Origin of the sequence: Streptomyces desertarenae (assembly GCF_042681365.1) — a bacterium.
GTDB lineage: Bacteria > Actinomycetota > Actinomycetes > Streptomycetales > Streptomycetaceae > Streptomyces > Streptomyces desertarenae.
Window position 1 is genome coordinate 253,000 of record NZ_JBHUFU010000001.1, and the last position, 24,906, is coordinate 277,905.

Annotated in this window: 25 protein-coding genes and 1 pseudogene; 11 read left to right on the top strand and 15 right to left on the bottom strand. The window is 74.8% G+C overall.

Going from position 1 to position 24,906, the window contains the following annotated elements:
- The first annotated feature begins 15 nt into the window (after positions 1-15).
- The gene (locus tag ACFSJS_RS01040) at positions 16-969 is read left to right on the top strand and encodes a beta-ketoacyl-ACP synthase III (protein ID WP_380895633.1); all 954 of its coding nucleotides are present in this window, start codon (positions 16-18) and stop codon (positions 967-969) included.
- 128 nt (positions 970-1,097) lie between these two features.
- Here ACFSJS_RS01040 and fabF read toward each other — a convergent pair whose 3' ends face one another.
- The 5 genes from fabF to ACFSJS_RS01065 form a co-directional block, all read right to left on the bottom strand.
- Positions 1,098-2,360, bottom strand: coding sequence for a beta-ketoacyl-ACP synthase II (fabF, locus tag ACFSJS_RS01045; protein ID WP_380895635.1), 1,263 nt, complete (start codon positions 2,358-2,360; stop codon positions 1,098-1,100).
- A gap of 89 nt (positions 2,361-2,449) precedes the next feature.
- Entirely contained in the window at positions 2,450-2,698 is a 249-nt protein-coding gene (locus tag ACFSJS_RS01050; RefSeq protein ID WP_380895637.1) for an acyl carrier protein, read from the bottom strand.
- Between the two features lie 71 nt (positions 2,699-2,769).
- Positions 2,770-3,804 (bottom strand): ketoacyl-ACP synthase III, encoded by a 1,035-nt coding sequence (locus ACFSJS_RS01055; protein ID WP_380895639.1) that lies wholly within the window; start codon positions 3,802-3,804, stop codon positions 2,770-2,772.
- 13 nt (positions 3,805-3,817) lie between these two features.
- The gene (locus ACFSJS_RS01060) at positions 3,818-4,774 is read right to left on the bottom strand and encodes an ACP S-malonyltransferase (RefSeq protein WP_380896744.1); all 957 of its coding nucleotides are present in this window, start codon (positions 4,772-4,774) and stop codon (positions 3,818-3,820) included.
- 100 nt (positions 4,775-4,874) lie between these two features.
- Positions 4,875-6,077: a PucR family transcriptional regulator gene (locus tag ACFSJS_RS01065; RefSeq protein WP_380895641.1), complete on the bottom strand. Its 1,203-nt coding sequence runs from the start codon at positions 6,075-6,077 to the stop codon at positions 4,875-4,877.
- Positions 6,078-6,372: 295 nt separating this feature from the next.
- Between ACFSJS_RS01065 and ACFSJS_RS01070 the strand changes: the two are divergent.
- A pseudogene (locus ACFSJS_RS01070) lies at positions 6,373-7,134 on the top strand (aldo/keto reductase); the annotation flags it as partial.
- Between the two features lie 50 nt (positions 7,135-7,184).
- Here the strand turns inward: ACFSJS_RS01070 and ACFSJS_RS01075 are convergent.
- Positions 7,185-8,069 (bottom strand): NAD(P)-dependent oxidoreductase, encoded by an 885-nt coding sequence (locus ACFSJS_RS01075; RefSeq protein ID WP_380895642.1) that lies wholly within the window; start codon positions 8,067-8,069, stop codon positions 7,185-7,187.
- 179 nt (positions 8,070-8,248) lie between these two features.
- Here ACFSJS_RS01075 and ACFSJS_RS01080 point away from each other — a divergent pair, with 179 nt between their 5' ends.
- Positions 8,249-9,217 carry a GlxA family transcriptional regulator gene (locus ACFSJS_RS01080; RefSeq protein WP_417823173.1) on the top strand — a complete coding sequence of 323 codons (969 nt, stop codon included), beginning with the start codon at positions 8,249-8,251 and terminating at the stop codon, positions 9,215-9,217.
- A 58-nt stretch (positions 9,218-9,275) separates the two neighbouring features.
- Here ACFSJS_RS01080 and ACFSJS_RS01085 read toward each other — a convergent pair whose 3' ends face one another.
- Positions 9,276-10,136 carry an SDR family oxidoreductase gene (locus tag ACFSJS_RS01085; RefSeq protein ID WP_380895646.1) on the bottom strand — a complete coding sequence of 287 codons (861 nt, stop codon included), beginning with the start codon at positions 10,134-10,136 and terminating at the stop codon, positions 9,276-9,278.
- 128 nt (positions 10,137-10,264) lie between these two features.
- On the opposite strand from ACFSJS_RS01085, the gene ACFSJS_RS01090 reads away from it, so the two are divergent.
- The gene (locus tag ACFSJS_RS01090; RefSeq protein WP_380895648.1) at positions 10,265-10,699 is read left to right on the top strand and encodes a winged helix-turn-helix transcriptional regulator; all 435 of its coding nucleotides are present in this window, start codon (positions 10,265-10,267) and stop codon (positions 10,697-10,699) included.
- A gap of 270 nt (positions 10,700-10,969) precedes the next feature.
- Complete coding sequence (locus ACFSJS_RS01095) at positions 10,970-11,737, top strand: class I SAM-dependent methyltransferase (RefSeq protein ID WP_380895650.1); 768 nt, start codon at positions 10,970-10,972, stop codon at positions 11,735-11,737.
- Between the two features lie 369 nt (positions 11,738-12,106).
- On the opposite strand, the gene ACFSJS_RS01100 is transcribed toward ACFSJS_RS01095, so the two are convergent.
- Positions 12,107-12,349, bottom strand: a complete 243-nt coding sequence (locus ACFSJS_RS01100) for a DUF397 domain-containing protein (protein WP_380895652.1) — start codon at positions 12,347-12,349, stop codon at positions 12,107-12,109.
- The gene (locus ACFSJS_RS01105; protein ID WP_380895654.1) at positions 12,346-13,167 is read right to left on the bottom strand and encodes a helix-turn-helix domain-containing protein; all 822 of its coding nucleotides are present in this window, start codon (positions 13,165-13,167) and stop codon (positions 12,346-12,348) included. Before ACFSJS_RS01105 ends, ACFSJS_RS01100 begins: the two co-directional genes overlap by 4 nt.
- 94 nt (positions 13,168-13,261) lie before the next feature.
- Here ACFSJS_RS01105 and ACFSJS_RS01110 point away from each other — a divergent pair, with 94 nt between their 5' ends.
- Genes ACFSJS_RS01110 through ACFSJS_RS01120 form a run of 3 tightly spaced genes read left to right on the top strand, consistent with a single transcriptional unit; the run spans position 13,262 to position 14,926 of the window.
- Positions 13,262-13,747: a hypothetical protein gene (locus ACFSJS_RS01110; RefSeq protein WP_380895656.1), complete on the top strand. Its 486-nt coding sequence runs from the start codon at positions 13,262-13,264 to the stop codon at positions 13,745-13,747.
- On the top strand, positions 13,744-14,220 hold the full coding sequence (locus ACFSJS_RS01115) for a hypothetical protein (protein ID WP_380895658.1): 477 nt from the start codon (positions 13,744-13,746) through the stop codon (positions 14,218-14,220). Before ACFSJS_RS01110 ends, ACFSJS_RS01115 begins: the two co-directional genes overlap by 4 nt.
- Positions 14,221-14,251: 31 nt before the next feature.
- Positions 14,252-14,926, top strand: a complete 675-nt coding sequence (locus tag ACFSJS_RS01120; RefSeq protein WP_380895660.1) for a pirin family protein — start codon at positions 14,252-14,254, stop codon at positions 14,924-14,926.
- A 52-nt stretch (positions 14,927-14,978) separates the two neighbouring features.
- Here ACFSJS_RS01120 and ACFSJS_RS01125 read toward each other — a convergent pair whose 3' ends face one another.
- Positions 14,979-15,959, bottom strand: coding sequence for a DMT family transporter (locus ACFSJS_RS01125; protein ID WP_380895662.1), 981 nt, complete (start codon positions 15,957-15,959; stop codon positions 14,979-14,981).
- 329 nt (positions 15,960-16,288) lie between these two features.
- On the opposite strand from ACFSJS_RS01125, the gene ACFSJS_RS01130 reads away from it, so the two are divergent.
- Positions 16,289-16,981, top strand: a complete 693-nt coding sequence (locus tag ACFSJS_RS01130) for a maleylpyruvate isomerase family mycothiol-dependent enzyme (protein WP_380895664.1) — start codon at positions 16,289-16,291, stop codon at positions 16,979-16,981.
- 4 nt (positions 16,982-16,985) lie between these two features.
- On the opposite strand, the gene ACFSJS_RS01135 is transcribed toward ACFSJS_RS01130, so the two are convergent.
- The 4 genes from ACFSJS_RS01135 to ACFSJS_RS01150 all read right to left on the bottom strand — a co-directional run bounded on the left by ACFSJS_RS01135 (position 16,986) and on the right by ACFSJS_RS01150 (position 22,107).
- Positions 16,986-18,443, bottom strand: coding sequence for an SGNH/GDSL hydrolase family protein (locus tag ACFSJS_RS01135; protein ID WP_380895666.1), 1,458 nt, complete (start codon positions 18,441-18,443; stop codon positions 16,986-16,988).
- A 199-nt stretch (positions 18,444-18,642) separates the two neighbouring features.
- Positions 18,643-20,136 carry an amino acid permease gene (locus tag ACFSJS_RS01140; protein ID WP_380895668.1) on the bottom strand — a complete coding sequence of 498 codons (1,494 nt, stop codon included), beginning with the start codon at positions 20,134-20,136 and terminating at the stop codon, positions 18,643-18,645.
- Positions 20,137-20,558: 422 nt separating this feature from the next.
- Positions 20,559-21,269 (bottom strand): type 1 glutamine amidotransferase, encoded by a 711-nt coding sequence (locus ACFSJS_RS01145; RefSeq protein WP_380895670.1) that lies wholly within the window; start codon positions 21,267-21,269, stop codon positions 20,559-20,561.
- 19 nt (positions 21,270-21,288) lie between these two features.
- Positions 21,289-22,107 carry a serine hydrolase domain-containing protein gene (locus tag ACFSJS_RS01150; protein WP_380895672.1) on the bottom strand — a complete coding sequence of 273 codons (819 nt, stop codon included), beginning with the start codon at positions 22,105-22,107 and terminating at the stop codon, positions 21,289-21,291.
- A 169-nt stretch (positions 22,108-22,276) separates the two neighbouring features.
- Here ACFSJS_RS01150 and ACFSJS_RS01155 point away from each other — a divergent pair, with 169 nt between their 5' ends.
- Both ACFSJS_RS01155 and ACFSJS_RS01160 read left to right on the top strand, forming a co-directional pair.
- On the top strand, positions 22,277-22,780 hold the full coding sequence (locus tag ACFSJS_RS01155; RefSeq protein ID WP_417822988.1) for a MerR family transcriptional regulator: 504 nt from the start codon (positions 22,277-22,279) through the stop codon (positions 22,778-22,780).
- A 4-nt stretch (positions 22,781-22,784) separates the two neighbouring features.
- Entirely contained in the window at positions 22,785-23,816 is a 1,032-nt protein-coding gene (locus ACFSJS_RS01160; RefSeq protein ID WP_380895674.1) for an aldo/keto reductase, read from the top strand.
- A gap of 81 nt (positions 23,817-23,897) precedes the next feature.
- Here the strand turns inward: ACFSJS_RS01160 and ACFSJS_RS01165 are convergent, their stop codons facing one another.
- A complete protein-coding gene (locus ACFSJS_RS01165; protein ID WP_380895676.1) occupies positions 23,898-24,806 on the bottom strand; it encodes a DUF4429 domain-containing protein in 909 nt (302 codons plus the stop codon).
- Positions 24,807-24,906 lie beyond the last annotated feature (100 nt).

The following is a 24,906-nucleotide window of genomic DNA, read 5'->3' on the forward strand; positions in this document are numbered from 1 at the left end:
CCGAGGAGGACCGCAGTGCCCCGCACCCGTATCGCCGCCCTGGGCCACCACCAGCCCGACCACGTGCTGACCAACGACGACCTGGCGGGGATGGTGGACACCAGCGACGAGTGGATCCGCCAGCGGACCGGCATCGCCACCCGCCGCATCGCCCGCGACGAGAGCGTCGCCGACCTGGCCGCCGCGGCGGCGGGCAAGGCCCTGGCCGCCGCCGGGCTCGACCCGGCCGACATCGGGCTGGTCACGGTCGCCACCTGCTCGGCCCAGGACCGCTGCCCGTCCATCGCCGCCCAGGTCGCCGGACGCCTGGGCGTCCCCGCCGCCGTCGCCTTCGACCTCAACAACGGCTGCGCGGGCTTCACCACCGCCCTGGCCACCGCCGACCACGCGCTGCGCGCGGGAGCCGCGCGGCACGCCCTCGTCATCGGCGCCGAGAAGATGTCCGACGTCACCGACTGGACCGACCGCTCCACCTGCGTGCTCCTCGGCGACGGCGCGGGCGCGGCCGTCGTCAGCGCCGGGGAGGGCGGCGGCGACGGCCGGGACGGCATCGGCCCCGTCGTCTGGGGCTCCGACCCCACGCGCGGCGACGCCGTGCGGCTGCGGGGCGCCTGGCAGCCGCGCTTCGCGCAGGAGGGCCAGACCGTCTTCCGCTGGGCCACCACCGAGTTGGTCCCCCTGATCGAGCGGACCTGCCAGGAGGCCGGCACCACGCCCCGGGAACTGGGCGGCATCGTCACCCACCAGGCCAACCTGCGCATCATCGAGGCCCTGGTGCGGCGGCTGGGGGTGGAGGACACCGTGGTGGCGCGCGACGTGGTCGACTCCGGCAACACCTCGGCGGCCTCCGTCCCGCTGGCCTTCTCCAAGCTCGTGGAGCGCCGCGCGATCGAACCGGGCGCGCCCGTGCTGCTGTTCTCCTTCGGAGGCGGGCTCTCCTGGGCCGGACAGGTCGTCGCCTGCCCCTGACGCCCCCGGGCCCCGCCCGGCGGGGCCCGCTTCCCGCGCGCCCCGGGGAGACGGGCGAGGGGCCCGCCGGATCGTCCCGGCGGGCCCCTCGGGCGCCCTCGTGCCGCTGCCGCGGCGGATGGTGGGCGTCAGGCCGTGCGGAAGGCCACGACGACGTTGTGGCCGCCGAAGCCGAAGGAGTTGTTGAGCGCGACGAGCCGGCCCTCGCCCAGGGGACGGGCCTCGCCGCGCACGATGTCGGCGTCGACCTCCTCGTCCAGGTCGTCGACGTTGACGGTCGGCGGGGCGGTGCGGTGGTACAGCGCCAGCACCGTCGCCACCGTCTCGATGCCGCCCGCGCCGCCCAGCAGGTGGCCGGTCATGGACTTGGTGGCGGAGACGGCCACGTGGTCCAGGTCGGAACCCAGCACCTTGCGCAGCGCCTTGACCTCGGCGACGTCGCCCTGCGGCGTGGAGGTGGCGTGCGCGTTGACGTGGGCGACCTCCGCGGGGTCCAGGCCGGTGGACTCCATCAGGTGCTGGAGCGCGGCGGCGATGCCCCGGCCGGTCGGCTCGGGCTGGGCGATGTGGTGGTTGTCCGCGGACAGCCCCTGGCCCAGCACCTCGCAGTAGACGCGGGCGCCGCGCCGGGCGGCGTGCTCGGCCGACTCCAGCACCACGATGCCCGCGCCCTCGCCGAGCACGAAGCCGTCGCGGGCCTTGTCGAAGGGCCTGGAGGCCCTCTCCGGCGCGTCGTTGTTCTTGGACATCGCCATCATGTTGGCGAACGCGGCGACGGGCAGCGGGTGGATGGCCGCCTCGGTGCCGCCGGTGACGACCACGTCGGCGCGCCCGCTGCGGATCATCTCCACGGCGTAGCCCACCGCCTCGGCGCCCGAGGCGCAGGCGCTGACCGGGGTGTGCACGCCCGCCTGGGCGCCCACCTCCAGGCCCACGTTGGCCGAGGGGCTGTTGGGCATCAGCATCGGCACGGTGTGCGGGGAGACGCGGCGCGCGCCCTTCTCCCTCAGCACGTCGTACTGGTCGAGCAGCGTGGTGACGCCGCCGATGCCGGAGGCGACGACGGTGCCGAGCCGGTCCGGGTCCACCTGGCCGCTCTCCCCGGCCTTGCCCTCGAAGCCGGCGTCGGCCCACGCCTCGCGGGCCGCGATCAGGGCGAACTGGGCCGAGCGGTCCAGCTTGCGGGCCAGCGGGCGGGGCAGGACCTCGGAGGGCTCGACCGCCACCTCGGCGGCGATCCTCACCGGCAGCCCGGCCGCCCACTCGTGCTCCAGGGCCTTGACGCCGGAACGGCCGGCGACCAGGCCCTCCCACGTCGATGCGCTGTCGCCACCCAGCGGTGTGGTTGCGCCGACACCGGTGACGACCACGGTGCGATTGGTCGCGTTCACGGGTTTCCTCGTCTCCACTGGTAGGGATGTGCGGTCATCCGCCACCGCGAGCCGGGTGGCGACAAACGCCTCGACGGACTGCGAACCGGTCAGTCCTGGTGGGCGGTGATGTAGTCCACCGCGTCACCGACGGTCTTGAGGTTCTTGACGTCGTCGTCCGGGATCTTCACGCCGAAGCGCTCCTCGGCGGCGACGACGACCTCGACCATGGACAGCGAGTCGACGTCCAGGTCGTCGGTGAAGGACTTCTCCGGCTGGACGTCCTCGACCGGGATGCCGGCGATCTCGTTCACGATCTCGGCGAGACCGGTGACGATCTCTTCCTTGGTGGCGGCCATCTGTGGCGCTCCTTCTCGTTGTGTTGCGTTGTGCTGCGGTCTGTTGCGTGTGGGGGCGGATCGACCGCCGCCTAGGGGAGGGTAACGACCGTCGCCGCGTAGACGAGACCCGCCCCGAACCCGATGACGAGCGCGGTGTCGCCGCTCTTCGCCTGCCCGGTCGCCAGCAGCCGCTCCATGGCGAGCGGGATGGAGGCGGCCGAGGTGTTGCCGGTGGTCTCCACGTCGCGGGCGACCGTGACGTGCTCCGGCAGCTTGAGGGTCTTCACCATCGAGTCGATGATCCGCATGTTGGCCTGGTGCGGGATGAAGACGTCCAGGTCGTCGGCGCTGATGCCCGCGGCCTCCAGGGCCTGCTGGGCGACCTTCGCCATCTCGAAGACGGCCCAGCGGAAGACCGTCTGGCCCTCCTGCCGGATCGCCGGGAACTTCAACTCGCCGTTCTCGCCGACGGGCAGCTGCGAGACGTCGCCGACGCGGAACCCGTCCCACGGCACGGTCTGCGAGATCACGTCCGCCTTGTCGCCCTCCGAGCCCCACACGACGGGGCCGATGGCGGGCTCCTCGGACGGGCCGACGACCACCGCCCCGGCGCCGTCCCCGAAGAGGAAGGCGGTGGTGCGGTCCGTCAGGTCCGTCAGGTCCGACAGCCGCTCGACGCCGACCACCAGCGCGTACTCGGCGCTGCCGTCCACGACCAGGCCCTTGGCGATGGCCAGGCCGTAGCCGAAGCCGGCGCAGGCCGCGGAGATGTCGAAGGCGGCGGCCTTGCCGGTGCCCAGCCGGTGGGCGATCTCGGTGGCGATCGAGGGCGTCTGCTTGAAGTGGGAGACGGTCGAGATGACGACCGCGCCGATCTGCTCCGGGTCGATCCCCGCGTCCGCGATGGCCTTGCCCGCCGCGGCGAGCGTCATCTCGGCGACGGTCTCCTCCGGGCCCGCCCAGTGCCGGGTGGAGATCCCGGAACGGGAGCGGATCCACTCGTCGGAGGAGTCGATGTGCTTGAGGATCTCCTCGTTGGGCACCACGCGGGTCGGCCGGTAGCCGCCGACACCGAGGATGCGCGCGTACGGGGCGCCCTTGGCGGGCCTGATCTTCGCGGTCATGCTCTCGGGTCTCCTATCGGCTGCTGTCCGGTTGCCGGACCGTGCCGGCGGCGTGCTCGGCGATCAGTTCGCGGGCCGCCTCGAGGTGTTCGGGCGTCTTCACCGCCAGCGTCGTCACCCCGGGCAGGGCGCGCCTGGCCAGGCCGGTGAGGGTGCCGCCGGGGCACACCTCGACCAGCGCGGTGACGCCCAGCTCGCGGAAGGTCTCCATGCACAGGTCCCAGCGCACGGAGCTGGAGACCTGGGCCACCAGCCGCCGCACGACCTCGCCGCCCTCCGCGACGACCCGGCCGTCCCGGTTGGAGACGTAGCGGACGACCGGGTCCTTGGCCGCGACGCCCTCGACCGCGCGGGCCAGCGCGTCCACGGCCGGGGCCATGTGGTGGGTGTGGAAGGCGCCCGCCACGGACAGCGCCTTCACCATCCGCACGCCCTCCGGCTTGTCCTCGGCGAGGGCCGCGAGCTGCTCGGTGGTGCCGGCGGCGACGATCTGCCCGGCGCCGTTGACGTTCGCCGGGGTGAGCCCCAGCTTCTCCAGGTGCGCGGTCACCGTCTCCGGGTCGCCGCCGACGACGGCGGTCATGCCGGTCGGGGTGACGGCGGCGGCCTCGGCCATCGCCCGGCCGCGGGTGCGCACGAGGCCCATCACGTCCTCGGGGCTGAGGACTTCGCCGATCGCGGCGGCGGTCAGCTCGCCCACGCTGTGGCCCGCGACCGCGCCGAGGGCCTCCTTGGGCATCCCGTCCAGCAGCGCCTGCGCCGAGACGAGCCCTGCGGCGACCAGCAGCGGCTGGGCCACGGCGGTGTCGCGGATCTGCTCGGCGTCGGCCTCGGTGCCGTAGTGCACCAGGTCCAGGTCGATGGCGGCCGACCACTCACGCAGCCGGTCGGCGACACCGGGGAGTTCGAGCCAGGGAGTCAGGAAGCCGGGTGTCTGGGCACCCTGGCCGGGGGCGACGAGTACGAGCACTCTCACACTCTCTCTTGTCGACGGAGGTCACCGCCGGTGGGGACCGGCACGAAGAACATCCAGGCTAGTTGTCCGGAGCCGACAAAACCGTCCGGCACGACTACATGCGGCCGCCTCCGTCGTGGAGTCGTCCCAGGATCAGGGCCACACGCAGGGTGAAAGCCGACCGGACGTCGGACGGGGACCAGCCGGTGACATCCGTCACACGGCGCAGCCGGTAGCGGACGGTGTTGGGATGGACGAACAACATCCGCGCCGCCCCCTCCAGACTGCTCGCCTGCTCCAGGTAGACGCTCAGAGTCTCCAGCAGGGCCGCCCCCGCCTCCTGGAGCGGTCTGTAGATCTCCTCCACCAGCAGGGCGCGCGCGGTGGAGTCCCCGGCCATCGCGCGCTCGGGCAGCAGGTCGTCGGCGAGGACCGGCCGCGGTGCGTCGGGCCACGCCGCGCACGCCTTGAGGCCGGCCGCGGCGGCCTGCGCCGACCGCGTCGCCGACAGCAGGTCGCCCACCACGGGCCCGGCCACCACCGGACCCGGCGCGAACGGCCCGATCAGCGCCTTGGCCATGTGCAGTGGATCGTCGGAGCCGCCCGCGACGACCACCAGGCGGCTGCCCAGCACCCCGGTGAGCACCTGGAGCCTGGCGTGCCGGGCGGCGCGGCGTATCGCCTCCACGGTCAGCTCGCTGTCCCCGTCGGGCGCGGTGCCCAGCACCACGGCCACGTGCTCGGGGGAGCTCCAGCCCAGCGCCGCGGCGCGGGAGACGGCCCCCTCGTCGGCCTCGCCGGAGAGCACCGCGTTGACCACCAGCGACTCCAGGCGCGCGTCCCACGCGCCGCGCGCCTCGGCGGCCTGGGCGTACACCTGGGCGGTGGCGAAGGCTATCTCCCGGGCGTAGACGAGCAGCGCCTCGCGCAGCACGCCCTCGTCGCCGGGCGCGGCCACCTCGTCGATCGCGGACTCCACGACCTCGATGGTGGTGCGGACCATCTCCACGGTCTGCCGCAGCGTGACCGCCCGCGTCAACTCGCGCGGCGCGGTGCCGAACACGTCCGTGCTGATCGCCTGCGGCGTCTCCGGGTGCCGGAACCACTCGGTGAAGGCCGCGATGCCCGCCTGCGCCACCAGGCCGATCCACGACCGGTTCTCCGGCGGCATCGCGCGGTACCAGGGGAGTTGCTCCCCCATCCGCGTCAGGGCGGCGGCGGCCAGCTTGCCGGAGGACTGCTCCAGCCGCCGCAGCGTCGCGGGGTGCGGATGCGGGCGCTGCTTGTCGGGTGCTGGGGTCTGAGTGGGTTCTGGCACGGGGACAAGACTGCCCTATTGGTACGGAGAGGAGGAGGGCGGGTGTCGGATCCGCACAACCGGGCCGGTGCGGCGGGGCGGTGGGCGGTGGTCCCCGTCCGCCGGAAAACCGGTTGGAGCGGCGCCGCGGAGCGGACGAGACTGGAGGTGTGGCGTACGTCGTGCACACGGCGTCGGAACCGGATGAGAACCGACGGATGAGAACCGACGGATGAGAACCGACGGATGAGGACCGGCGGGTTGGGGCGGAGCACGGTGGAGGTCACCGAGCTGGGCTTCGGGCCGCAGGCCGCGGAACGGGTTCACGCTCTCGACGAAGGTCGGCAGGCTGCTCGTGCCGCAGGACCCGGCGGGCCGGACCGACGAGGCGTTCACGGTGCCCGCGACGCACCGGCGGGTGTGGGACTTCTCCCGCGACGGCATCCTGCGCAGCGTCGAGGACTCCCTCGCCCGCATGGGCGTCGACCGCTTCGACGTGCTGTTCCTCCACGACGCGGAGGGCCGCTTCGAGGACGCCCTGCGCCACGGCTACCCGGCGCTCGCCGAACTGCGCGCCCAGGGCGTGGTGGGCGCCGTCGGGGCGGGGATGCACCACACCGGCATGCTGACCAGGTTCGTGCGGGAGACCGACGCCGACGTGGTGATGCTCTCCGGCCGCTACACGCTGCTGGAGCACGGCGCCCTGGACGACCTGCTGCCCGCGTGCGCCGAGCGCGGCGTCTCGGTGCTGGCGGCCTCCGTCTTCAACTCCGGTCTGCTGGCCGCGCCGCGGCCCGCCGACGGCGCGTTCTACGACTACGGCCCCGCCCCGTCCGAACTGCTGCGGCGGGCCCACCGCATCGCCGACGTCTGCGAGGCGCACGGGGCGACCCTCCCTCAGGCGGCGATGGCGTTCCCCCTGCTCCACCCCGTGGTCGCGGGCATCGTGGTCGGCATGCGCTCGGCGGAGGAGGTGCGGGCCGACGTGGCGGCCTTCGAGGCGGACGTACCGGCCGGGCTCTGGTCCGACCTGCGCGGCGAGGGCCTCCTGGACGAGCGCGCCCCGGTGGGGGACTGAGGCGCGGGACCGCCGGGGAGCCGGCCCCCGCCCGGCGCCCCGGCGCGCGGTCACCCGCCGGCCGACGGTCCCCGCAGGACCTCGATCACGCTCGCGTAGCTGTCCGAGCCGTGCCCGGCGGCCTTCGCCCGTTCCATGGTGGCCTTCAGCAGCGCGGGCAGCGCGTTGTCCAGGCCGCGCGCCTCGGCCGCGTGGAGGAGGTGGTCGATCGTCGCGATCTGCACGTCGACGGTGGCGTCGTCGCCCGGGTAGCGGCCGGCGTCCACCTGGGGCGCGTAGGTGGTCATGAAGCCGGCCACGGCGGTCAGCCAGCGCACGGCGACGGGGGTGAACGCCGTGGCCTGCGTCCCCTCCGCACCGACCAGCGCGGTGCCGTGCAGCCAGCCGGTCAGCACCGCCCACATCAGACCGAGCAGGGCGGCGTCGTAGAGGGACGCCGTTCCCGGATCGGCCCCCAGGTACAGGGGTTCGCCCAGGGCCGCCAGGATCGGCCGGTGGGCCTCGAAGACGGGCTCCGGGCCGCTGTAGAAGAACATCGTCTCCGGGCTGCCGACCCCCGGCGGGGTGGTCATGATCGCGCCGTCGAGGTAGTCGGCCCCGTGCGAGCGGGCCCACTCGGCGGTCTCCCGGGCCTGCTCCGGCGAACCGGAGGTGAGGTTGACCAGCGTCCTGCCCGCCAGGGCGCCGGCCACGGGGTCGAGGACGGTGCGCAGCGCGTCGTAGTCCAGGACGCAGGCGACGACCAGCGGGCTCGCCGCGACCGCCTCCCCGGCCGTCGCGGCCGGCAGGGCGCCCCGCGCCACGAGTGCCTCCGCCTTGTGGGCCGAGCGGTTCCACACGGTGGTCGGGTGCCCCCGGTCCGACAGTACGGCGGCCAGTGCCGAGCCCATCGATCCCAGGCCCAGGACGGTCACGGCCGGATAGTGCGCGTTCATGCCACCACTCCCCGAAGTACGTCCGCACGCGGCGGACGGTCGTGTCGTTCACGTGGGGACCACGCTCGCAGTGCGCGGCGGCCCGGGACAGTGACGGCGGTGACGGCCGGCGCCAAATTCCTGCCACGCCGTCGGCGGTGTGGCCTACGCTTCGGGGCATGGGTGCCGGTTCCGTCGCCGTGGTCGTGCCCGAGGGCATCGAGATCCCCTCCTGGGACCTGTACGAACTCGGCATCCCCTGCACCGTCTTCGGGAAGCCGCAGCCGGATCTGGCCGACCCCTGGTACGAGCTGCGGCTGTGCGGGACGGGGGACGGCCCGCCGGGCGGTGCGGGGCTGGCCCTGCGGACCCCCTACGGCCTCGACGACCTCGTCGGCGCGGACACCGTGATCGTCTCCTCCGTCCCCGACGCCTGCGTCGAGGACGGCGAGCCGATCCCGGCGGAGCTGGTCAAGGCCCTGCGCCGCGCCCACGAGGGCGGCGCCCGCATGGTCTCCCTGTGCACCGGCGCCTTCGCGCTCGCCGAGGCGGGCCTGCTGGACGGCCGCCGCGCCACCGCCCACTGGATGCACACCGCCCAGCTCGCCGCCCGCTACCCGGAGGTGGAGGTCGACGACTCGGTGCTGTACGTCGACAACGGCGACGTCCTCACCAGCGCCGGACTCACCGCCGGCCTCGACCTCTGCCTCCACCTCGTGCGCCGTGACCTGGGCGCCCACGTCGCCAACCAGCTCGCCCGCCGGATGGTCGTGCCCGCCCACCGGCCGGGCGGCCAGGCCCAGTTCGTCGACCTGGCCGTGCCCGCCACCGACGACGAGGGGCTGGCGCCGGTCCTGGAGTGGGCCCGCGCGCACCTGGACGAACCGCTGACGGTCGGGGACCTGGCGCGGCGCGCGGCGATGAGTCCGCGCACGTTCTACCGGCGGCTCCGGGCCGCCACGGGCACCACGCCCGTGCGGTGGCTCCTGGGCCAGCGCCTGGCCAGGGCCCAGAGCCTGCTGGAGTCGACGGACCTGCCGGTCGAGAGGATCGGCGAACTGAGCGGCCTGGGCACGGCGAACAACCTCCGCCACCACTTCCTGAAGCACGTCGGGGTCTCGCCGAGCGACTACCGCCGCACCTTCCCCAAGGCACCCCCCCTCCCGTAGGCGCGCGGCCGCGTCCGGCGGGGCCACGCGCGCCCACGGGGCGGGGCGCGGTCCGGGCTCAGCCCTTGAGGGCCTCGGCGACGGAGTCGGACAGCGGGGTGGCGGGGCGGCCCAGGAGGGCGGGAAGGTCGCCGGCGACCCGCTCCAGGGCCCCCTGGGCGACCTTGGTGTCGGAGTCCACCAGCAGCTCCACGAGGAAGTCCGGCAGGCCCGCGTCGGTGAGGATCCGCGCGTACCGCTCGGCGGGCAGGTCGGTGTAGACGACCTCCCGGCCCGAGACGGCGGTGGCCGCCGCGGCCAGCTCGGCGAGTGTCCAGGCGCGGTCGCCGGTCAGCTCGTACACCCGGCCCGCCTGGTCGTCGCGGGTCAGGACGGCGGCGGCGGCCTCGGCGTAGTCGGCGCGGGCGGCCGAGGCGATGCGGCCCTCGCCGGCCGAGCCGACGATGGCGCCGCGCTCGACGGCGTCGGGCAGGGCGGCGGTGTAGTTCTCGGTGTACCAGCCGTTGCGCAGCAGCACGGTCGGCAGGCCGGATCCGGCCAGGGCGGCTTCGGTGTCGCGGTGGACGCGGGCCAGTCCCAGCGGGTTGGTGTCGGCGTCGACGACCGAGGTGTAGGCGACCAGGCCGACCCCGGCCTCCCGCGCGGCGTCGACGACGGCGCGGTGCTGGGCGATGCGCAGGGCGTCGGGCCCGTTGGCGGAGACGAACAGCAGCTTGTCCGCCCCGGCGAAGGCGGGGGCGAGGGTCTCGGGCCGGTCGTAGTCGGCCTCGCGGACCTCCACGCCCCGGGCGGCCAGGTCGGCGGCCTTCTCGGGGGTGCGGACGGCGGCGGCGATCTCGGCGGCGGGCACGCCGCGCGCGAGCAGCTTCTCCACGGCCAGGCGGCCGAACTGCCCGGTGGCACCGGTGACGACGATCATCGAAGGCTTCCTTCGGTCGGGGGTGGGGAGCGGAACGGATCTGCGGGACCCGGCGTGCCGCCCACCGTACACGGCATAATTGAAAGCGCAAACTTTTAGAAAGTGCTGTGCTCCGGTAGCCTGCGGGCATGGACACAACGACCCCCACACCCGAGGCGGCGGAGGACCGGGCGGCCCGGGAAGCGGCATTCGACGTGTTCGCCCGCGCCTGCCCCTCCCGACCGGTCCTGGGGCACCTCACCGGGCGCTGGGGCGTGCTGGTCCTGGCCGGCCTGTACGACGGGGCCGCCCGCTTCAACGCCCTGCGCCGCTGCGTCGACGGCGTGAGCGAGAAGATGCTCGCCCAGACCCTCCAGGCCCTGGAGCGCGACGGCTTCGTCCACCGCGAGGTCCGCGCCGTCATGCCGCCGCAGGTGGAGTACAGCCTCACTGAGCTGGGCCGCACCACCACCGCCAAGCTGATCGACCTCATCGAGCACCTGGAGGCCCACATGCCCGAGGTGCTCGCCGCCCAGGAGCGCCACGACCGCCGGCACGGCGACCCGGCGCGCGACGGCGGCTGAGCCCGCCGCACCCGGACCGGCCCCGGACGCCCCGGCGCCGAACCCGTGAAGAAACCGTCCCCGGACGGGCCGGCGAAGGCCCCGTGGCGGCCCGCCGCGGGGGAACGCCCGGCCGTTCGCCCCTCCCCGCGTACGGGGACCTTCCCCACCCCGTGTCCGGCCGCCTCGCGCCCATCGGCGCCCTCGGGCCCGCCGGTCCGTCCTGGCCCGCGGGCCGCCCCGCTCCCAGAGTCCTGGGGACGGCGGCGGACCGGACGAAGGGGGCGCCGGATGCGGCGGGACATCCGCACGGTGGAGGACGTACTCGGGCTTCTCGACGGGCTGTTCGCGCCCGGGGCCGACCGCTGGACGGACGGCGCGGCCTCCTGGTGGGACGGCTTCTACGCGGACCGCTCCCGGCCCGTGCCGTTCTTCGCGGCGAAACCCGACGAGAGCCTGGCCTCCTGGCTGGAGCGCGGCCTGATCACCCCGGGCCGGGCCCTCGACCTGGGCTGCGGACCGGGCCGCAACGCCCTCCACCTGGCGGCCGGAGGCTTCACCGTGGACGCCGTCGACCTCTCCGAGCGGGCGATCGACTGGGCCGGGGAACGCCTCCGCGAGGCGGCGCCCGACCTCCGCGCCCGCGTCCGCCTCCACCGCGGGGACGCCTTCGTCCTCACCGCCGGCGAACTCCCCGGCCCCTACGACCTGATCTGCGACTCCGGCTGCTTCCACCACCTGCCGCCGCACCGCCGCGTCGGCTACCTGGCCCTCGTCGACCGCGTGCTCGCCCCCGGCGGCCACCTCGCCCTCACCTGCTTCGCCGCCGGACCCGGCGGGATGGGCTGCGAACTGTCCGACGCGGAGCTGTACCGCCCGTCCGGCCCGTCCGGTCCGTCCGGCCTCCACGGCGGACTCGCCTACACCCCCGACTCCCTGCGCCGGATCTTCTCCGACCTGGAGGAGGTCGAGGTGCGCCGCATGCGCGACGAGCCCTCCGACTCCCCGTACTTCGGCGAGTCCTTCCTCTGGACGGCCCTGTTCCGCCGGGGGGCGTGAGGGATACGGCCGCCCTGGCCGGTGTCGACCGCCTCCGGGTCCGCGCGGAGCGCGATGGCGGCACGGATCCCGCGTGCCGCCCGCTCCCTGTCGTAGTGCGGGGAGAGCGTGCCGTCGGCCGCCGTGTCACCGGTGGGGACGCCGTCCTCGGCGTCGGCGGTGCGCTCGTGGTGCCGGCGGAGTGCGGCTCCAGCGCCGCGACGGCCCCGATCGCGTCCTGCGGGAAGGACAACCGGCCGGTGGGGCAGGTGTGTCCGCCGCTGTGGACCCCGTCCTCGAAGGTGCCGTCGGCGTGGACCTTGCTGTGGATGTCGGCGGCCGCGCCGTACGGCGCCGTGGGACGGAGCCCCGCCCCACGGCGCCGTACGGTCAGGCGCGGGCGGAGCCGAGGAAGGCGGACCAGGCGTCGGGGGAGAAGGCGAGGTGGGGCCGGGAGACGTCCTTGGAGTCGCGGACGTGCACGGCGTGCGGGCAGGCCGCCACCTCCACGCAGTCACCGCCCGAGTCGCCGCTGTGGCTGGACTTGTGCCACTCGACAGCCACCTCGACGCACTGGCCGCCTGAGTCGCCGCTGTAGCTGGACGTGAGCCAGACCAGATCTGCGGTGTTCATAGCTCGCGGATCATCTCCTCGATCAACTGCGCGGAGTCCTTCGGGGTTAGAGCCTGCGTTCGAAGCATCCCATAGCGCGTCTGGAACTCGCTGACCGTGTGCCGGTCGTCGATCACCTCGCCGCCGGCCTGGGTTTCGACATAGGCGACCCACTGGCGGTCGGGCGTCTCCAGCAGAGTGAAGGGACCGCTGAACCCGGCGTGGGTCTCGTAGTGCGTCGGCATGAGTTGAACCGACACGTTCCGCAGTTCGGACAGCTCCAGCAGCCGCTCCAACTGCGCCTTGAGGACGGCCTTTCCCCCCACCGGCCGCCGCAGCACCCACTCCTCGACCACCATGGCCAGCGAGACGGACGGCTTGCGCGTCAGCAGCACCTGGCGCTCCATGCGCGCCTGCACCCGGCGTTCGATCTCCTCCTCGTCCAGTACCGGGCAGCGGGCGCTGAGGACCGCGCGGGCGTAGTCCTCGGTCTGCACCAGCCCGAGGATCACGTGCGTGTCGTACGTCCACAGGCTCACCGCCTCCTGCTCCCGCCGCGCGTACTCGCCGAACCACGACGGCAGCCGCGTCCACTTCAGGTGCGGTGCGGCGGCGCGCAGCGCGCCCCGGGCGTCCAGCAGCTCCTCCGCCTTGGCGATGAACGCCGGACTCGCCAGCCGTTCCCCGTACTCGATCTTGGCGACCGTCGACTTCGAGTAGCCGACCTGTCGGCCGAGTTCCTCCCGTGTGGTTCCGTGCGCCTCGCGCAAGGCGCTCAGCACCGCGCCGAAGACCTTCATCCCGTCCGAGCCCGTGCTGTTGGGCGTGGTCGCGGACATGCCTCTCACCCTCCCCCGGGGCCCCTGCGACAGCGCAGGGATGTGGATCGATCTCTGCTGGTCACGGTAGGCACGAGCGGCCAGAGTCGGTGGCGTGAACGGAGAAACAACCACCGAAAGCGTCACCCCCGCCCCCGGCGCGGAACCGGCCGCCGACCGGGACCCGCCGCCGGGGTGGGAGTGGCTGCCGAGGGCGGGGCATTCGCTGCGGCTGGCCGGAGTGCACTTCGACGCGGTGCGCGTCGCCGGGGAGTTGGCCGAGGAGGCGGCGCGGGAGACGGACGGGCCGGTCGTCCGGGAGCACGCGGGGGAGCGGTACACGTACTTCCTGCTGCCGCCGGGCACCGTCCGGGCGTACCGCTGGCCGCCCGGCGCACGCGGGTTGACCAGCGGCGACCGGTACGCCTCCTACGTCGGCGTCCCGGCCCTGCGCGGCGCCACGTGGCCGCTGTCCTGGCGCCGCACGCCCACCGGGCGGGCGCCCTTCGTGGAACCGGCCGCGCTGCACCGGCTGCTGTGCCGCCTCACCGGCCCGCGCCCCCTCCCGGCCGCCCTCGACACGGAAGGGGGCGGCCGGTGAGCGCCACCCGCGTCACCGGGCTGCCGCGCCGCGTGGCCGCCTGGACCTGGCTGGAGGCGACCGAAGTGGGCCGCATGGCCTTCCTGTTGATCGCGCCGTCGGCGCCCCTTCCCTGGGGGAGCACGGCCCAGGAGGCCGAGCGGCGGATGCTCCGCCTGGCGACCCTGCTGGGACTGGACGAGGCGGACCGCCCGCTGGTGTACGTCGGACCGTGCGTCACGCTCCCCGCCGCGCGGCCCGACGCCGACGGCGGGCGGGGGACCCTGACCGTGCGGCTGGGGGAGTGCGGCATGGGACTGCGGGCGCGGGCGTGCCGGGAGTGGACCGACTTCGCGCGGGCCGGCGGGCCGGTGGCGCTGCTGGCCGGCCTCGATCCGCTCGCCCCGGACTCCACACCGGGCGAGGTGGAGGAGTACCTGCGCACCCGCACCGCCCTGGGGCGGCTGTGGATGGGCACCACGGCCGCCGTGTGACGCTCCGGGGCCGTGCACGTACCGTGGAGGAATGCTGCACATATGGCGCGAAGTCGACCGTTACCGAGGTGGTGACGCGGCGGCCGGCATCGAGACACGGCACGCCTTCTCCTTCTCCGGTTTCTACGATCCGTCCAACACGCGCTTCGGACTGCTGGTCGCCTGCAACGAGGAGCGGCTCGCGCCGGGCGCGGGCTTCGCCGAACACCCGCACGCGGACGTGGAGATCGTCTCCTGGGTGATCGAGGGCGAGTTGACGCACGAGGACTCGGCCGGGCGCCGCGCGGTGGTCCGGCCCGGGGACGTCCAGCGGCTGAGCGCCGGGCGCGGCATCCGGCACGTGGAGCGCAACGCCGGGAGCGAGCCGCTGCGGTTCGTGCAGATGTGGCTGGTGCCGGGGGTGTTCGGGGGCGAGGCCGAGTACGAGGTGGTGCGCGGCATCGCCGACGGCACCCCGTACGGATTGGCCCGTGCCGACGCCGTCATGCACGTGCGGCGGCTGGGCGCGGGGGAGCGCACGGCGGTCCCGGACGCCCCGTGGGTGTACGTGCACGTGGTGCGCGGCGGACTCCGCCTGGGCGACGAACTGCTGGAGGCCGGCGACGCGGCGCGGATCACCGACGCGAAGCGGCTGGAGGCGGCCGGGGAGGTCTCCGGCACCGAGGTGCTCATCTGGGAGATGCACGCGGAGCCGTCCTACGGCTGAGCGACCGGGGAGCGGGCCGGGGCCGTCGCGCGACGGCCCCGGCCCGCTCCCGTCACCGGCCCCGGCGGCCCGCGGGCGCGGTGAGCACGGCCAGGCCGAGCGCCAGGACGGCCATTCCGCACCAGGCCACGGCCGGCAGGCGTTCACCGAGGACGGCCACGCCCAGCGCGGCGGCGACGGCGGGCTCGGCCAGCGTCAGCGTGGTCGCCGCCGAGGCGGTGGTGTGGCGCAGCCCGTGGCCGAAGAGCCGGTAGGCCAGGAAGGTGGTGAAGAACGCCAGGTGCACGGCGACCGCGGCGCCGCGCGCGGTGGTGAGCCAGTGCGTGTCGGCGGAGAGCAGGACGGGCAGCACGAGCAGTCCCGCGGCGCCGAACATCGTCCCCATCACGGCGCCGGAGGCGTGCCCCCGCACGATGAGCCGTCCGCCGATGAGCGAGTAGACGGCGTAGGACAGCCCGGCCAGCGCGGCGAGCAGGACGCCGAGGGTGTCCACACGCCCGGCGTCCCCGGCGAACTGCGGCCCCAGGACGAGGAGGACGCAGCCGAGCACGGCCGCCAGGGTGGCGAGGGTCCAGCGCGCCGTCGGCCGGGTCCGCCCGAAGGCCCAGGCGAGCAGACCGGTGAAGACCGGGGCGCTGCCCAGCGCGATCACCGTGGCCACGGCCACGCCCGTCCGCGCCACGGCCGGGTAGAAGGTGAGCGGATAGCCGGCCGTGGCCAGGGCGCCGAGGACGAGCAGCCGGCGTTCGGCGCCGGTGCACCGGGCGGGCAGGGAGCGGGCGCCGCGGGAGGTGAGGAACAGCAGCAGGCCGCCGAGGGCCATGCCGGCGGCGCCGATGGCCGCCGCCGAAGCACCGGCGGGAGCCAGGGAGCTCGCGGTTCCGGTGGTGCCCCACAGCACCGCCGCGACGAGGATGGGCAGCGGGCCGCTCAGCGCGCCGGCCGGCCGGTTCCATGGGGGCCGCGGCCCGGCGCCGGACCGCCGGGCGGGAGCCGGGGAGGAGGAAGAGGAAGAGGTCGTCTGGTTCTGCACGTCGTGGACTTCCGTTGTCGAATGCGTCGTGGACGGGATCCGAGAACGGGCGCACGACAGCGGGCCCCTGGCACCCCGCGGGGTGTCCGGGGCCGTGGACGGGCCTTTTTCAGACCGGACCGTCGGAGTGTGCGCCCGTCAGGCGCACACCGGCAGCCGCAGGACGTTCGTCTGGGAGTTCATGCATCCGATCGTACCGGTGCGCCCGCGCACCGCGGGGGCCTCCGCCGCCGGAGGGCGGGGGCGCCGGCCCCGGCGGCGGGCGGGAGCCGGTCCGCCCCGGGGAAAACCGGGAGCGCCCGCGGTGGAGCACCCCCTAGGCTCCCGCCGTGGACCCCGACTCCCTCCTCGACCACCTGCGGCGCGACCTCGACGCCTTCCGGGCCTGCCTGGACGGGGACTCGGCGGCCCCGGTGGCGCACTGCGGCGACTGGACGCTGCACGACCTCGCCGAGCACCTGGGCCGGGGCAACCTCTGGGCGGCCGCGGCCGTCACCGAGCGGCGCGGCGACCTCGACCCCCCGGCGGCGCCGCGCGGCCGGGCCGCCCTGGCGCGGTGGTTCGAGGAGACGTCCGCCGTGCTGCTGGACGCGCTCGGCGCCGATCCGTCCGCTCCGGCCTGGACGTTCCACCCGCCGCACACCGTCGGCTTCTGGCGCCGCCGCCGCTGCCTGGAGACCCTGGTGCACCGCTGGGACGCCGAGAACGCCCTCGGCGCGGCCCGCCCGCCGGAGGCGGACCCGGCCTGCGAGGGCGTGGCCGAGGTGTTCGACACCATGGCCCCGCGCCAGATCGCGCGGGGCCGCGCCGCCCCGCCCTCCCGCTGCCTGCGGCTGCGCGCCACGGACACCGGCGCCTCGTGGACCTACGGCCCCGGCGCACCGGTCGCCACCCTCTCCGCCCCGGCCGGGGAGCTGCTGCTGGTGCTGTGGGGCCGCCGCCCCGCAGTCGGCGGGACGGCGGTGTGGGAGGGCGACGAGGCGGCGGGACGGCGCGTGCTGGACGGGCCGCTGGTGCCCTGACCGGCTACCGGGCCACGCGGTCGGGCACGGCGGCGGCCAGCAGGCCGTACCCCTTCGGGTTGAGGTGGAGCCAGTCCCCGTCGTGGGCGTCCGGCCGGAGCCGCTCGGGGGCGCCCGGGTCGCGCACCGCGCGGTCGAAGTCGACGACGCCGTCGAACCGGCCGCTGGTGCGGATCCACTCGTTGACCGCCTGCCGGGCCCGCTCGCGGTGCCCGGCCGGGTCGTCGTACATCCCGTTGCCGCCGAAGGGCGTCAGCGTGGCGCCGTACACCTCGATGCCCTGGGCGTGGGCGCGGGTGACGATCTGGTCGTAGGCGGCGATCAGGTCGTCCACCACCTGCTGCTGGGCCGCCTCGGTCGCCTCGGCGGTGCCGAGGTCGTTGACGCCCTCGAAGACGATCAGCGACTCGACGCCGGTGTGCGCCAGCACGTCGCGGTCCAGCCGGGCCAGGAGGTTGGGGCCCAGACCGTCGTGGAGCACCCGGTTGCCGCCGGCGGCCTGGTTCAGCACGGCCGCCTGGGAGGCGCCGCGGCGGGACCGGAGGCGGTCGAACCACTGGTCGGGCCAGCGGTCGTTGCCGTTGGTGGTGGAGCCGCGCCCGTCGGTCAGGGAGTCGCCCACGACGGCGACGGCGGTGGTGGGCCGGTCGGGCCGCACCTCGACGCCGCTGAGGAAGTACCAGTGGTCGGTGGGGGTGGCCCCCGGCAGGTCGGCGGCCTCCAGGTGGTTGCCGCGCAGCAGGTGGGAGGTGGTGCGGGAGCCGGGGTGGGAGGTGATCTCGTTCGACGCCTGCCCCTGGGCGAGGTAGACGGTCACGGTGAGGTTGGACCCGGGGGCCACCCTCAGGTTCACCGGGTCGGAGACGACCTGGGCCCCGGCCGGGACCACGGCCGAGGGCCGGCCGCCGAAGGTCAGCGTGCGGGACGTGCCCGGACGTATCGCGGCGACGCCGGCCCTCCCGTCCGCCGGGAGGGCCACGGACGCGGCGGTGACGGGCAGCGCCGTGCCGCCGAAGGCGTTGGAGAAGCGCAGCCGCAGCGTGCCGCCGCCGGCCGTGACGCGGACGGTCTGCCGCAGGGTGGTGTCGTCGAGGACCAGGCCGTCCTGGGTGAAGGGGGCGGGCGGCATGTTGTGGGGCTCGGTCAGCTGCGGCATCGCGGCCCAGGTGTGCACCCACGGCCGTGCGTGCCGGCCGGGTCCCTCGGCGGTCCGGGCCGCCCGGGTCGTCCGGTCGCCGTCGGAGGCGGCCCCGTCGCGTCCCTCCCCGGAGGAGGGCGGGGCACCGGTCAGGACGGAGGCGGCCAGCACGGTCGCCGCGACGGCGGCCGCGGAGACCAGGCCGGAGAGCCGGGAGAGCCGGGAGGGGCGCCGCTCGGGGGAGGCCGCCGGGTGCGCGGGGTGGGGGAGGCCGGCTGCGGGGGCGCCGAACGGGGTGCGGGGGGTCGGTCTTCTTCTTCGCATGGGTCTGCGCGTCCTCCGGTGGGGGGCGGTGGTCGTCACGTGCGCGCGTGACGCTAGCCGCCGGACGCGGCGGAGGGGCAAGACCGGGGACCGCCTACTGCTGCGTACGGCAGCGGTGAGCGGTGTACGGCGGCGGAACGGCGGCCGGCCGGTGCTCTCCGGAGCACCGGCCGGCCGCCGCGGGAGCGCGCGGGGGGCGTCAGTCGCCCGCGTAGGCGGGCTGCCGCTCCCCCTCCCCGTCCGGGAGGCCGCGGTCCGAACCGCCGCTCCCTCCGGCCGCGGACCGGCGCCCGAGCACCGCCCAGCCGGCGGCGACGACCGCGGCCCAGCCCGCGCCGACGTACAGCGAGACGCGCGCGTCGGGGTCGAGGGCGATCATCCCGGTGACGAAGAGCAGGAACAGCAGCGCGATCCAGCTGCACGTGCTGCCGCCGGGCGCCGGGAAGGACGAGGCCGGCAGGCGGTCCGCCAGGACGGCGCGGCGGTAGCGGATGTGGCTGACGAGGATCATCATCCAGGTCCAGATGCCCGCGGCGGTGGCCACCGAGGTGACGTAGGCGAACGCCTTCTCCGGTACGACGTGGTTGAGGACCACGCCGATGCCCATCAGGGCGACGGACAGCGCGATGCCCGCGGCCGGGGTGCTGCGCGCGTTCAGCCTCCCCAGGAACCCCGGAGCCTCGCCGTTGGTGGCGAGGCCGCGCAGCATGCGGCCGGTGGAGTACATGCCGGAGTTGCAGGACGACAGCGCGGCGGTGAGGACCACGAAGTTGACGACGGCCGCGCCGAGCGGGATGCCGATCCGGTCGAAGGCGTGGACGAAGGGGCTCTCCCCGGCGCCGAACTCGGTCCACTCCACCACCGAGAGGATCACGGTCAGGGCGCCGACGTAGAAGATGATGATGCGCCAGGGCAGGGTGTTGATCGCCTTGGGCAGGGTCTTCTCGGGGTCCTCGGACTCGCCCGCGGTGACGCCGACGAGCTCCACGGCCAGGTAGGCGAACATGACGCCCTGGAGGGTCATCAGGCTGGAGCCGACGCCCTCGGGGAAGACGCCGCCGTGGGACCAGAGGTTGCCGGCGGAGGCGGTGTCGCCGGCGTCGGAGAAGCCCAGGGTGAGCACGCCCAGACCGATGACGATCATGCCGATGATCGCGGTCACCTTGATCATCGAGAACCAGAACTCGACCTCGCCGAAGATCTTCACCGAGATCAGGTTGACGCCGAAGAGCACCACCAGGAAGGTCAGCGCGCTGACCCACTGGGGGATCTGCGGGAACCAGAAGTGCACGTAGATCGCGGCGGCGGTGAGTTCGGCCATGCCGGTGACGACCCACATCAGCCAGTACGTCCAGCCGGTGGCGAAGCCGAAGAAGGGCCCCAGGAACTCCCGGGCGTACTCCGCGAAGCTTCCGGAGACGGGCCGGTACAGGAGCAGTTCGCCCAGCGCCCGCATGATGAAGAAGACCACGACGCCCGCCAGGGCGTACATGAGGATGATGCTGGGACCCGCCTTGGCGATGTTCGCCCCGGCGCCCATGAACAGGCCCACGCCGATGGCGCCGCCGATGGCGATCATCTGGACCTGGCGGCTGCCGAGCCCTCTTCGGTACCCCTCCTCGGAGGTCCGACCGCCGGGACGGGGCTCGGTGCCCTCGGCGGCGGTGCGGCCCGCGACCTTCTCAGGGGTCATGGTGGTGTCACGCCTTTCTCCGCGTCCGGCCCGGTGCGTTCGGGCCGGTTCATCCGGTCCCCCCCGGATTGGAGTTCCGCGTACCGGCGGTCGGCCGGCCTGGCGCCGACGTCCGCGACGCGGGTGGGTCACGGCTGTCGGTCGTGAACGTCTACCACGGGGTGGAGGCGGGGACGAAACAGGCCGATGTGGTCGAGGCCACGGAAATAAGTGCACTGGAGTAAGAAAAGGGACCAACGGAGCGCGTTGCGGCTCTGTCCTTTTATCGGTTTTGAATGTTCTTTGAACGGACGCTTGCCTGTTCTGGAACCCGTTCCACAGGGCCGGGGCGCGGCGGTGGTGCGCCGCGGCGCGCGGCGCGCGGGGCGGCGGGACGGCGGGACCGCCCGGCGCGGACACCGCCCCGGCGGGGCCGCGGCCGCTCAGAGCCCGCGGACCAGCCCGGCGAAGCGGAGGGCGACCGTGCGCCAGACCGCGGCCGAGGCGGGCTCGTCGGCCTCCGCCCGGCGGACGGTCCCGGCGGGGTCGAAGCCGTGCCGGACCAGGCGCCGCGGATCCCACGCCCGCACCCGGGCGGCCGTGGCCTCGGGGTGGAACTGCGTGCCCCACGCCCGGTCGCCGACGGAGAAGGCCTGGTACGGGCAGCGCTCGCTCTCCGCCAGCCACCGCGCGCCGGGCGGCAGTCCGGTGACGGCGTCGACGTGGTTCTCGATCGCCGTGGTGCGGCGCGGCAGCCCGTGGAAGAGCGGGTCGTGCTCCGCCTCCGGCCGGAGCGTCAGCGCCGTGCTGCCCATCTCCGGCTCGCCGTGCCCCGCCGCGACCGCGCCGCCCGCGAGCAGCGCCAGCAGCTGGCCGCCCAGGCAGATCCCGAACACCGGCACGCCGCCGTCCAGCGCTCCGGCCACCAGATCGCGGGTGGGGGCGAGCCAGGGGGCGCGCTCGTCGTCGTCCGGCATGTACCCGCCGCCGAGGACGAGGAGTGCCTGGTGGGAGAGCCGGCCGGGCAGCGGTTCGCCGTCGTGGGCGCGGACGACGTCCAGGGCGAGCCCGCCCTCGGCCAGCCACGTGCCGAACCGGCCCGGGCCGCCGTCCGGGGTGTGCTGCACGGCCAGGACGCGCGGCCGTTCGCCCATGCCTTCGCCCCCCGGGCCGTCAGCGCCCGCGCAACTCGGCCAGGACCGCGTCGGTGAAGGGCGGCCAGGCCTCGACCGCCCAGGGGCCGAAGACCCGGTCGGTCAGCACCGCGCAGGCGGCGCCCGCCTCCGGGTCCACCCACAGGAACGTGCCGGACTGCCCGAAGTGGCCGAAGGTGCGCGGCGAGGAGGAGGACCCCGTCCAGTGCGGCGACTTGCCGCCGCGGATCTCGAAGCCCAGGCCCCAGTCGTTGGGCCGCTGGTTGCCGTAGCCGGGCAGCACGCCGGACAGGCCGGGGAAGGCCACCGAGGTGGCCGAGGCGACGGTGCGCGCGTCCAGCAGGCGCGGGGCCTGGAGTTCGGCGGCGAAGCGGGCCAGGTCGGACGCGGTGGAGACGGCGTCCTTGGCCGGGGAGCCGGGCAGGTCGGTGCCGGTCATGCCCAGCGGCTCCAGGACGGCCTGCCGCAGGTACTCGGGGAAGGGGATGTCGGTGGCCCGGGCGATGTGGTCGCCGAGGACCTCGAAGCCGGTGTTGGAGTAGATCCGCCGGTCGCCCGGGGCGGCCATCGTGCGCTGCTCGTCGAAGGCCAGGCCGGAGGTGTGGGCCAGCAGGTGCCGCACGGTCGAGCCCTCGGGGCCGGCCGGCTCGTCCAGGTCGATCGCGCCCTCCTCGACGGCGACCAGCGCCGCGTACGCCGCCAGCGGCTTGGTGACCGAGGCCAGCGGGAAGCGGCGGTCGACGGGGCCGTGCGTCCCGGCCACCGTGCCGTCGGCGCGGACCACGGCCGCGGCCGCCGTCGTGGCCGGCCAGTTCTCGATCGTGCGCAGGCTCTCCATGGGGCCTGAGCCTAACGCGGGGCCCCGCGGCGGCCGCAGGGTCCCCGGCCCGCCGGGGCCCCGCCGCGGGGCGGGCCCGCACCGGGGGAGGGGAGCCCGGCGGGAGCGGCGGGATCCGCCGCGGAACACGCTTGCCTGGAGTGCACTCCAACTCCGTAGCGTGCACGGTATGACCGTGATGCAGACGCAGGCGGAGCAAGGGCAGCGGGAAGAGAAGGACACGGGGAGCGCGCCGGGGGAACCGCACCTGGACGCGTGCGCCACGGCCGAGGTGGCGCACCCGCGGCCCGACGGCCAGGACCGCTACACCATCAGCGAGGTCGCCGCCGTCACCGGGCTGAGCGCCCACACGCTGCGCTGGTACGAGCGGATCGGCCTGATGCCGCACATCGACCGCTCCCACACCGGGCAGCGCCGCTTCACCAACCGGGACCTGGACTGGCTGGCACTCGTCGGCAAGCTGCGCCTGACCGGGATGCCCGTCGCGGACATGGTGCGCTACGCCGAGCTGGTGCGCGAGGGCGACCACACCTTCGAGGAGCGGCAGGAACTGCTGCGCGCCACCCGCGAGGACGTGCTGCGCAGGATCGACGAGCTGCGGAGCACCCTCGCGGTGCTCGACTTCAAGATCGAATTCTACGCGGACGCCCGCCGGGCGTCGGAGAGGTTCTGACCCGATGAGCACGGAGAAGACCGGAAGCGGAACGATCGGCACGGCGCGGCTCGGCGCGGACGGACCCGAGGTCGGCGTCCAGGGCCTGGGCTGCATGGGCATGAGCTTCGCCTACGGGCCGACGGACGCGGACGAGGCGCGCGCCACCCTGGAGCGCGCCCTGGAGCTGGGCGTCACCCTCTACGACACCGCCGACATGTACGGCTTCGGGGAGAACGAGAGGTTCATCGCGCCGTTCGTGCGGGCGCACCGGGACGAGGTGGTGGTGGCCACCAAGTTCGGCATCGTCATGGACCCCGCCGACCCGCTCAGGCGCGGCATCCGCAACGACGCCCCCTACCTCCGGCAGTGCGTCGAGGGCAGCCTGGAACGCCTCGGCGTCGACACCATCGACCTGTACTACATGCACCGCCGCGACGTGAACGTGCCGATCGAGGAGACCGTCGGCGCCATGGCCGAGCTGGTGGCCGAGGGCAAGGTGCGGTGGCTCGGGCTGAGCGAGGTCACCGGCGACGAACTGCGCGCGGCGCACGCGGTGCACCCGATCGCGGCGCTCCAGTCCGAGTGGTCGGTCTTCAGCCGGGACGTGGAGCGCACCGCCGTGCCCGCCGCGCGGGAGCTGGGCGTCGCCTTCGTGCCCTACTCGCCCCTCGGGCGCGGCTTCCTCACCGGTGCCTTCACCGACGCCGGCAAGGAGCTGACGGAGGACGACTTCCGGCGCACGATGCCGCGCTTCACCGGTGAGAACGCGGCGGCCAACGCCGCCCTCCTGGAGCCGCTGCGCGCCATCGCGCGGGCCCACGGGGCCACGCCCGGGCAGATCGCCCTGGCCTGGGTGCACCGGCAGGCGTCCGTGCACGGGCTGGAGGTCGTCCCGATCCCGGGGACGCGCAGGAGGAGCCGGGTCGAGGAGAACACCGCCGCCACGCGGATCGAGCTGACGGAGGAGGAGCTGGCCGCGCTGGAGCCGATCGCCTCCGAGGTGGTGGGCGGCCGCTACGCCGACATGGGCTTCACGTCGGCCGGACGGGAGTAAGGGGGCGGGCGGCGGGCCGCGGCGCGGTCCCCCCGCCTCCCGGCCGCGCTCCCGCGGAACGCGCCCGGGCGGCGCCGGGGCTCACAGCTCGGCCAGGAGTTCGGCCTTCTTCGAGCTGAACTCGTCGTCGGTGAGCAGCCCGGCGTCGTGCAGCTCGCCCAGGTGCCGGATGCGGTCGGCGATGTCGGCGGGAGCGGGCCGGACCGACGCGGGCAGCTCCCGGGCACCGGGGACGGGCGCCGCCGCGGGCCCGTCCGGGCGCGGGGGCGGGCCGGCCGCCCGCACCGCCTCCAGGACCGAGGCCGCCAGGGGCAGCGACTCGTGGACCAGGCCGTAACCGAGGCCGAAGACGACGGCGGCCGGGTCCTGGTCGGGCTCGGGCGGACCGCCGGACGGCCGGTCCCGCTCACCGCGGCGGACCAGCCGGAGGCGGCCGCCCACCACCTCGGGCGAACGCCACTCGACGTCCTCCAGCTCGCCGACCGCGAACGTCTGGTCGCCGGCCTTCCACTTCGCCGAGGACGCCCCCGTCCAGAACCAGCGGAACGACACCGTCTGGCCGTCGAAGGAGACCTTGCCGTCGTACGCCTTGAACTGCAGGGGCGCGGCCGGGGCGGCGACCAGGTGGCGTTCGGCGGGCTCGGCGGCCGACGCGCCCAGGACGGAGGCCACCTCGCTGACCCAGGAGGCGGCCAGGGGCTCGTGCTCGGCGGGGAGGACGAGCCGGTAGGGGTCGCTGGTCTCCCGGAGCTGCCCGGCGGCCGCGTCCATCAGCGGGTCGGCGCCCGGCCGCGGCTCGGCGCGCAGCACCACCGTGCCCTTCCTGGCGCCGGGGACCAGCTCGACCGAGCTCAGGGCCTCGTAGGGGACGCGCCGCTCGCCGAGTACGTGGAACAGCTTCGGCGTGCGGATCCCCCGCTCGAAGCGGATGAGGACGGAGTCGGTGTCGAACTCCCAGGAGGAGTTAATTCCGGCCAGCACGTCACCCATGGGGGCCATCGTATGCGCCGGTGGCCCGGCCGTCCTCCTCCAGAGGAACCGCGTGCGTCACACCCCGTGCACCTGGTGGTGGGCCCCCGTCCCCACGGCC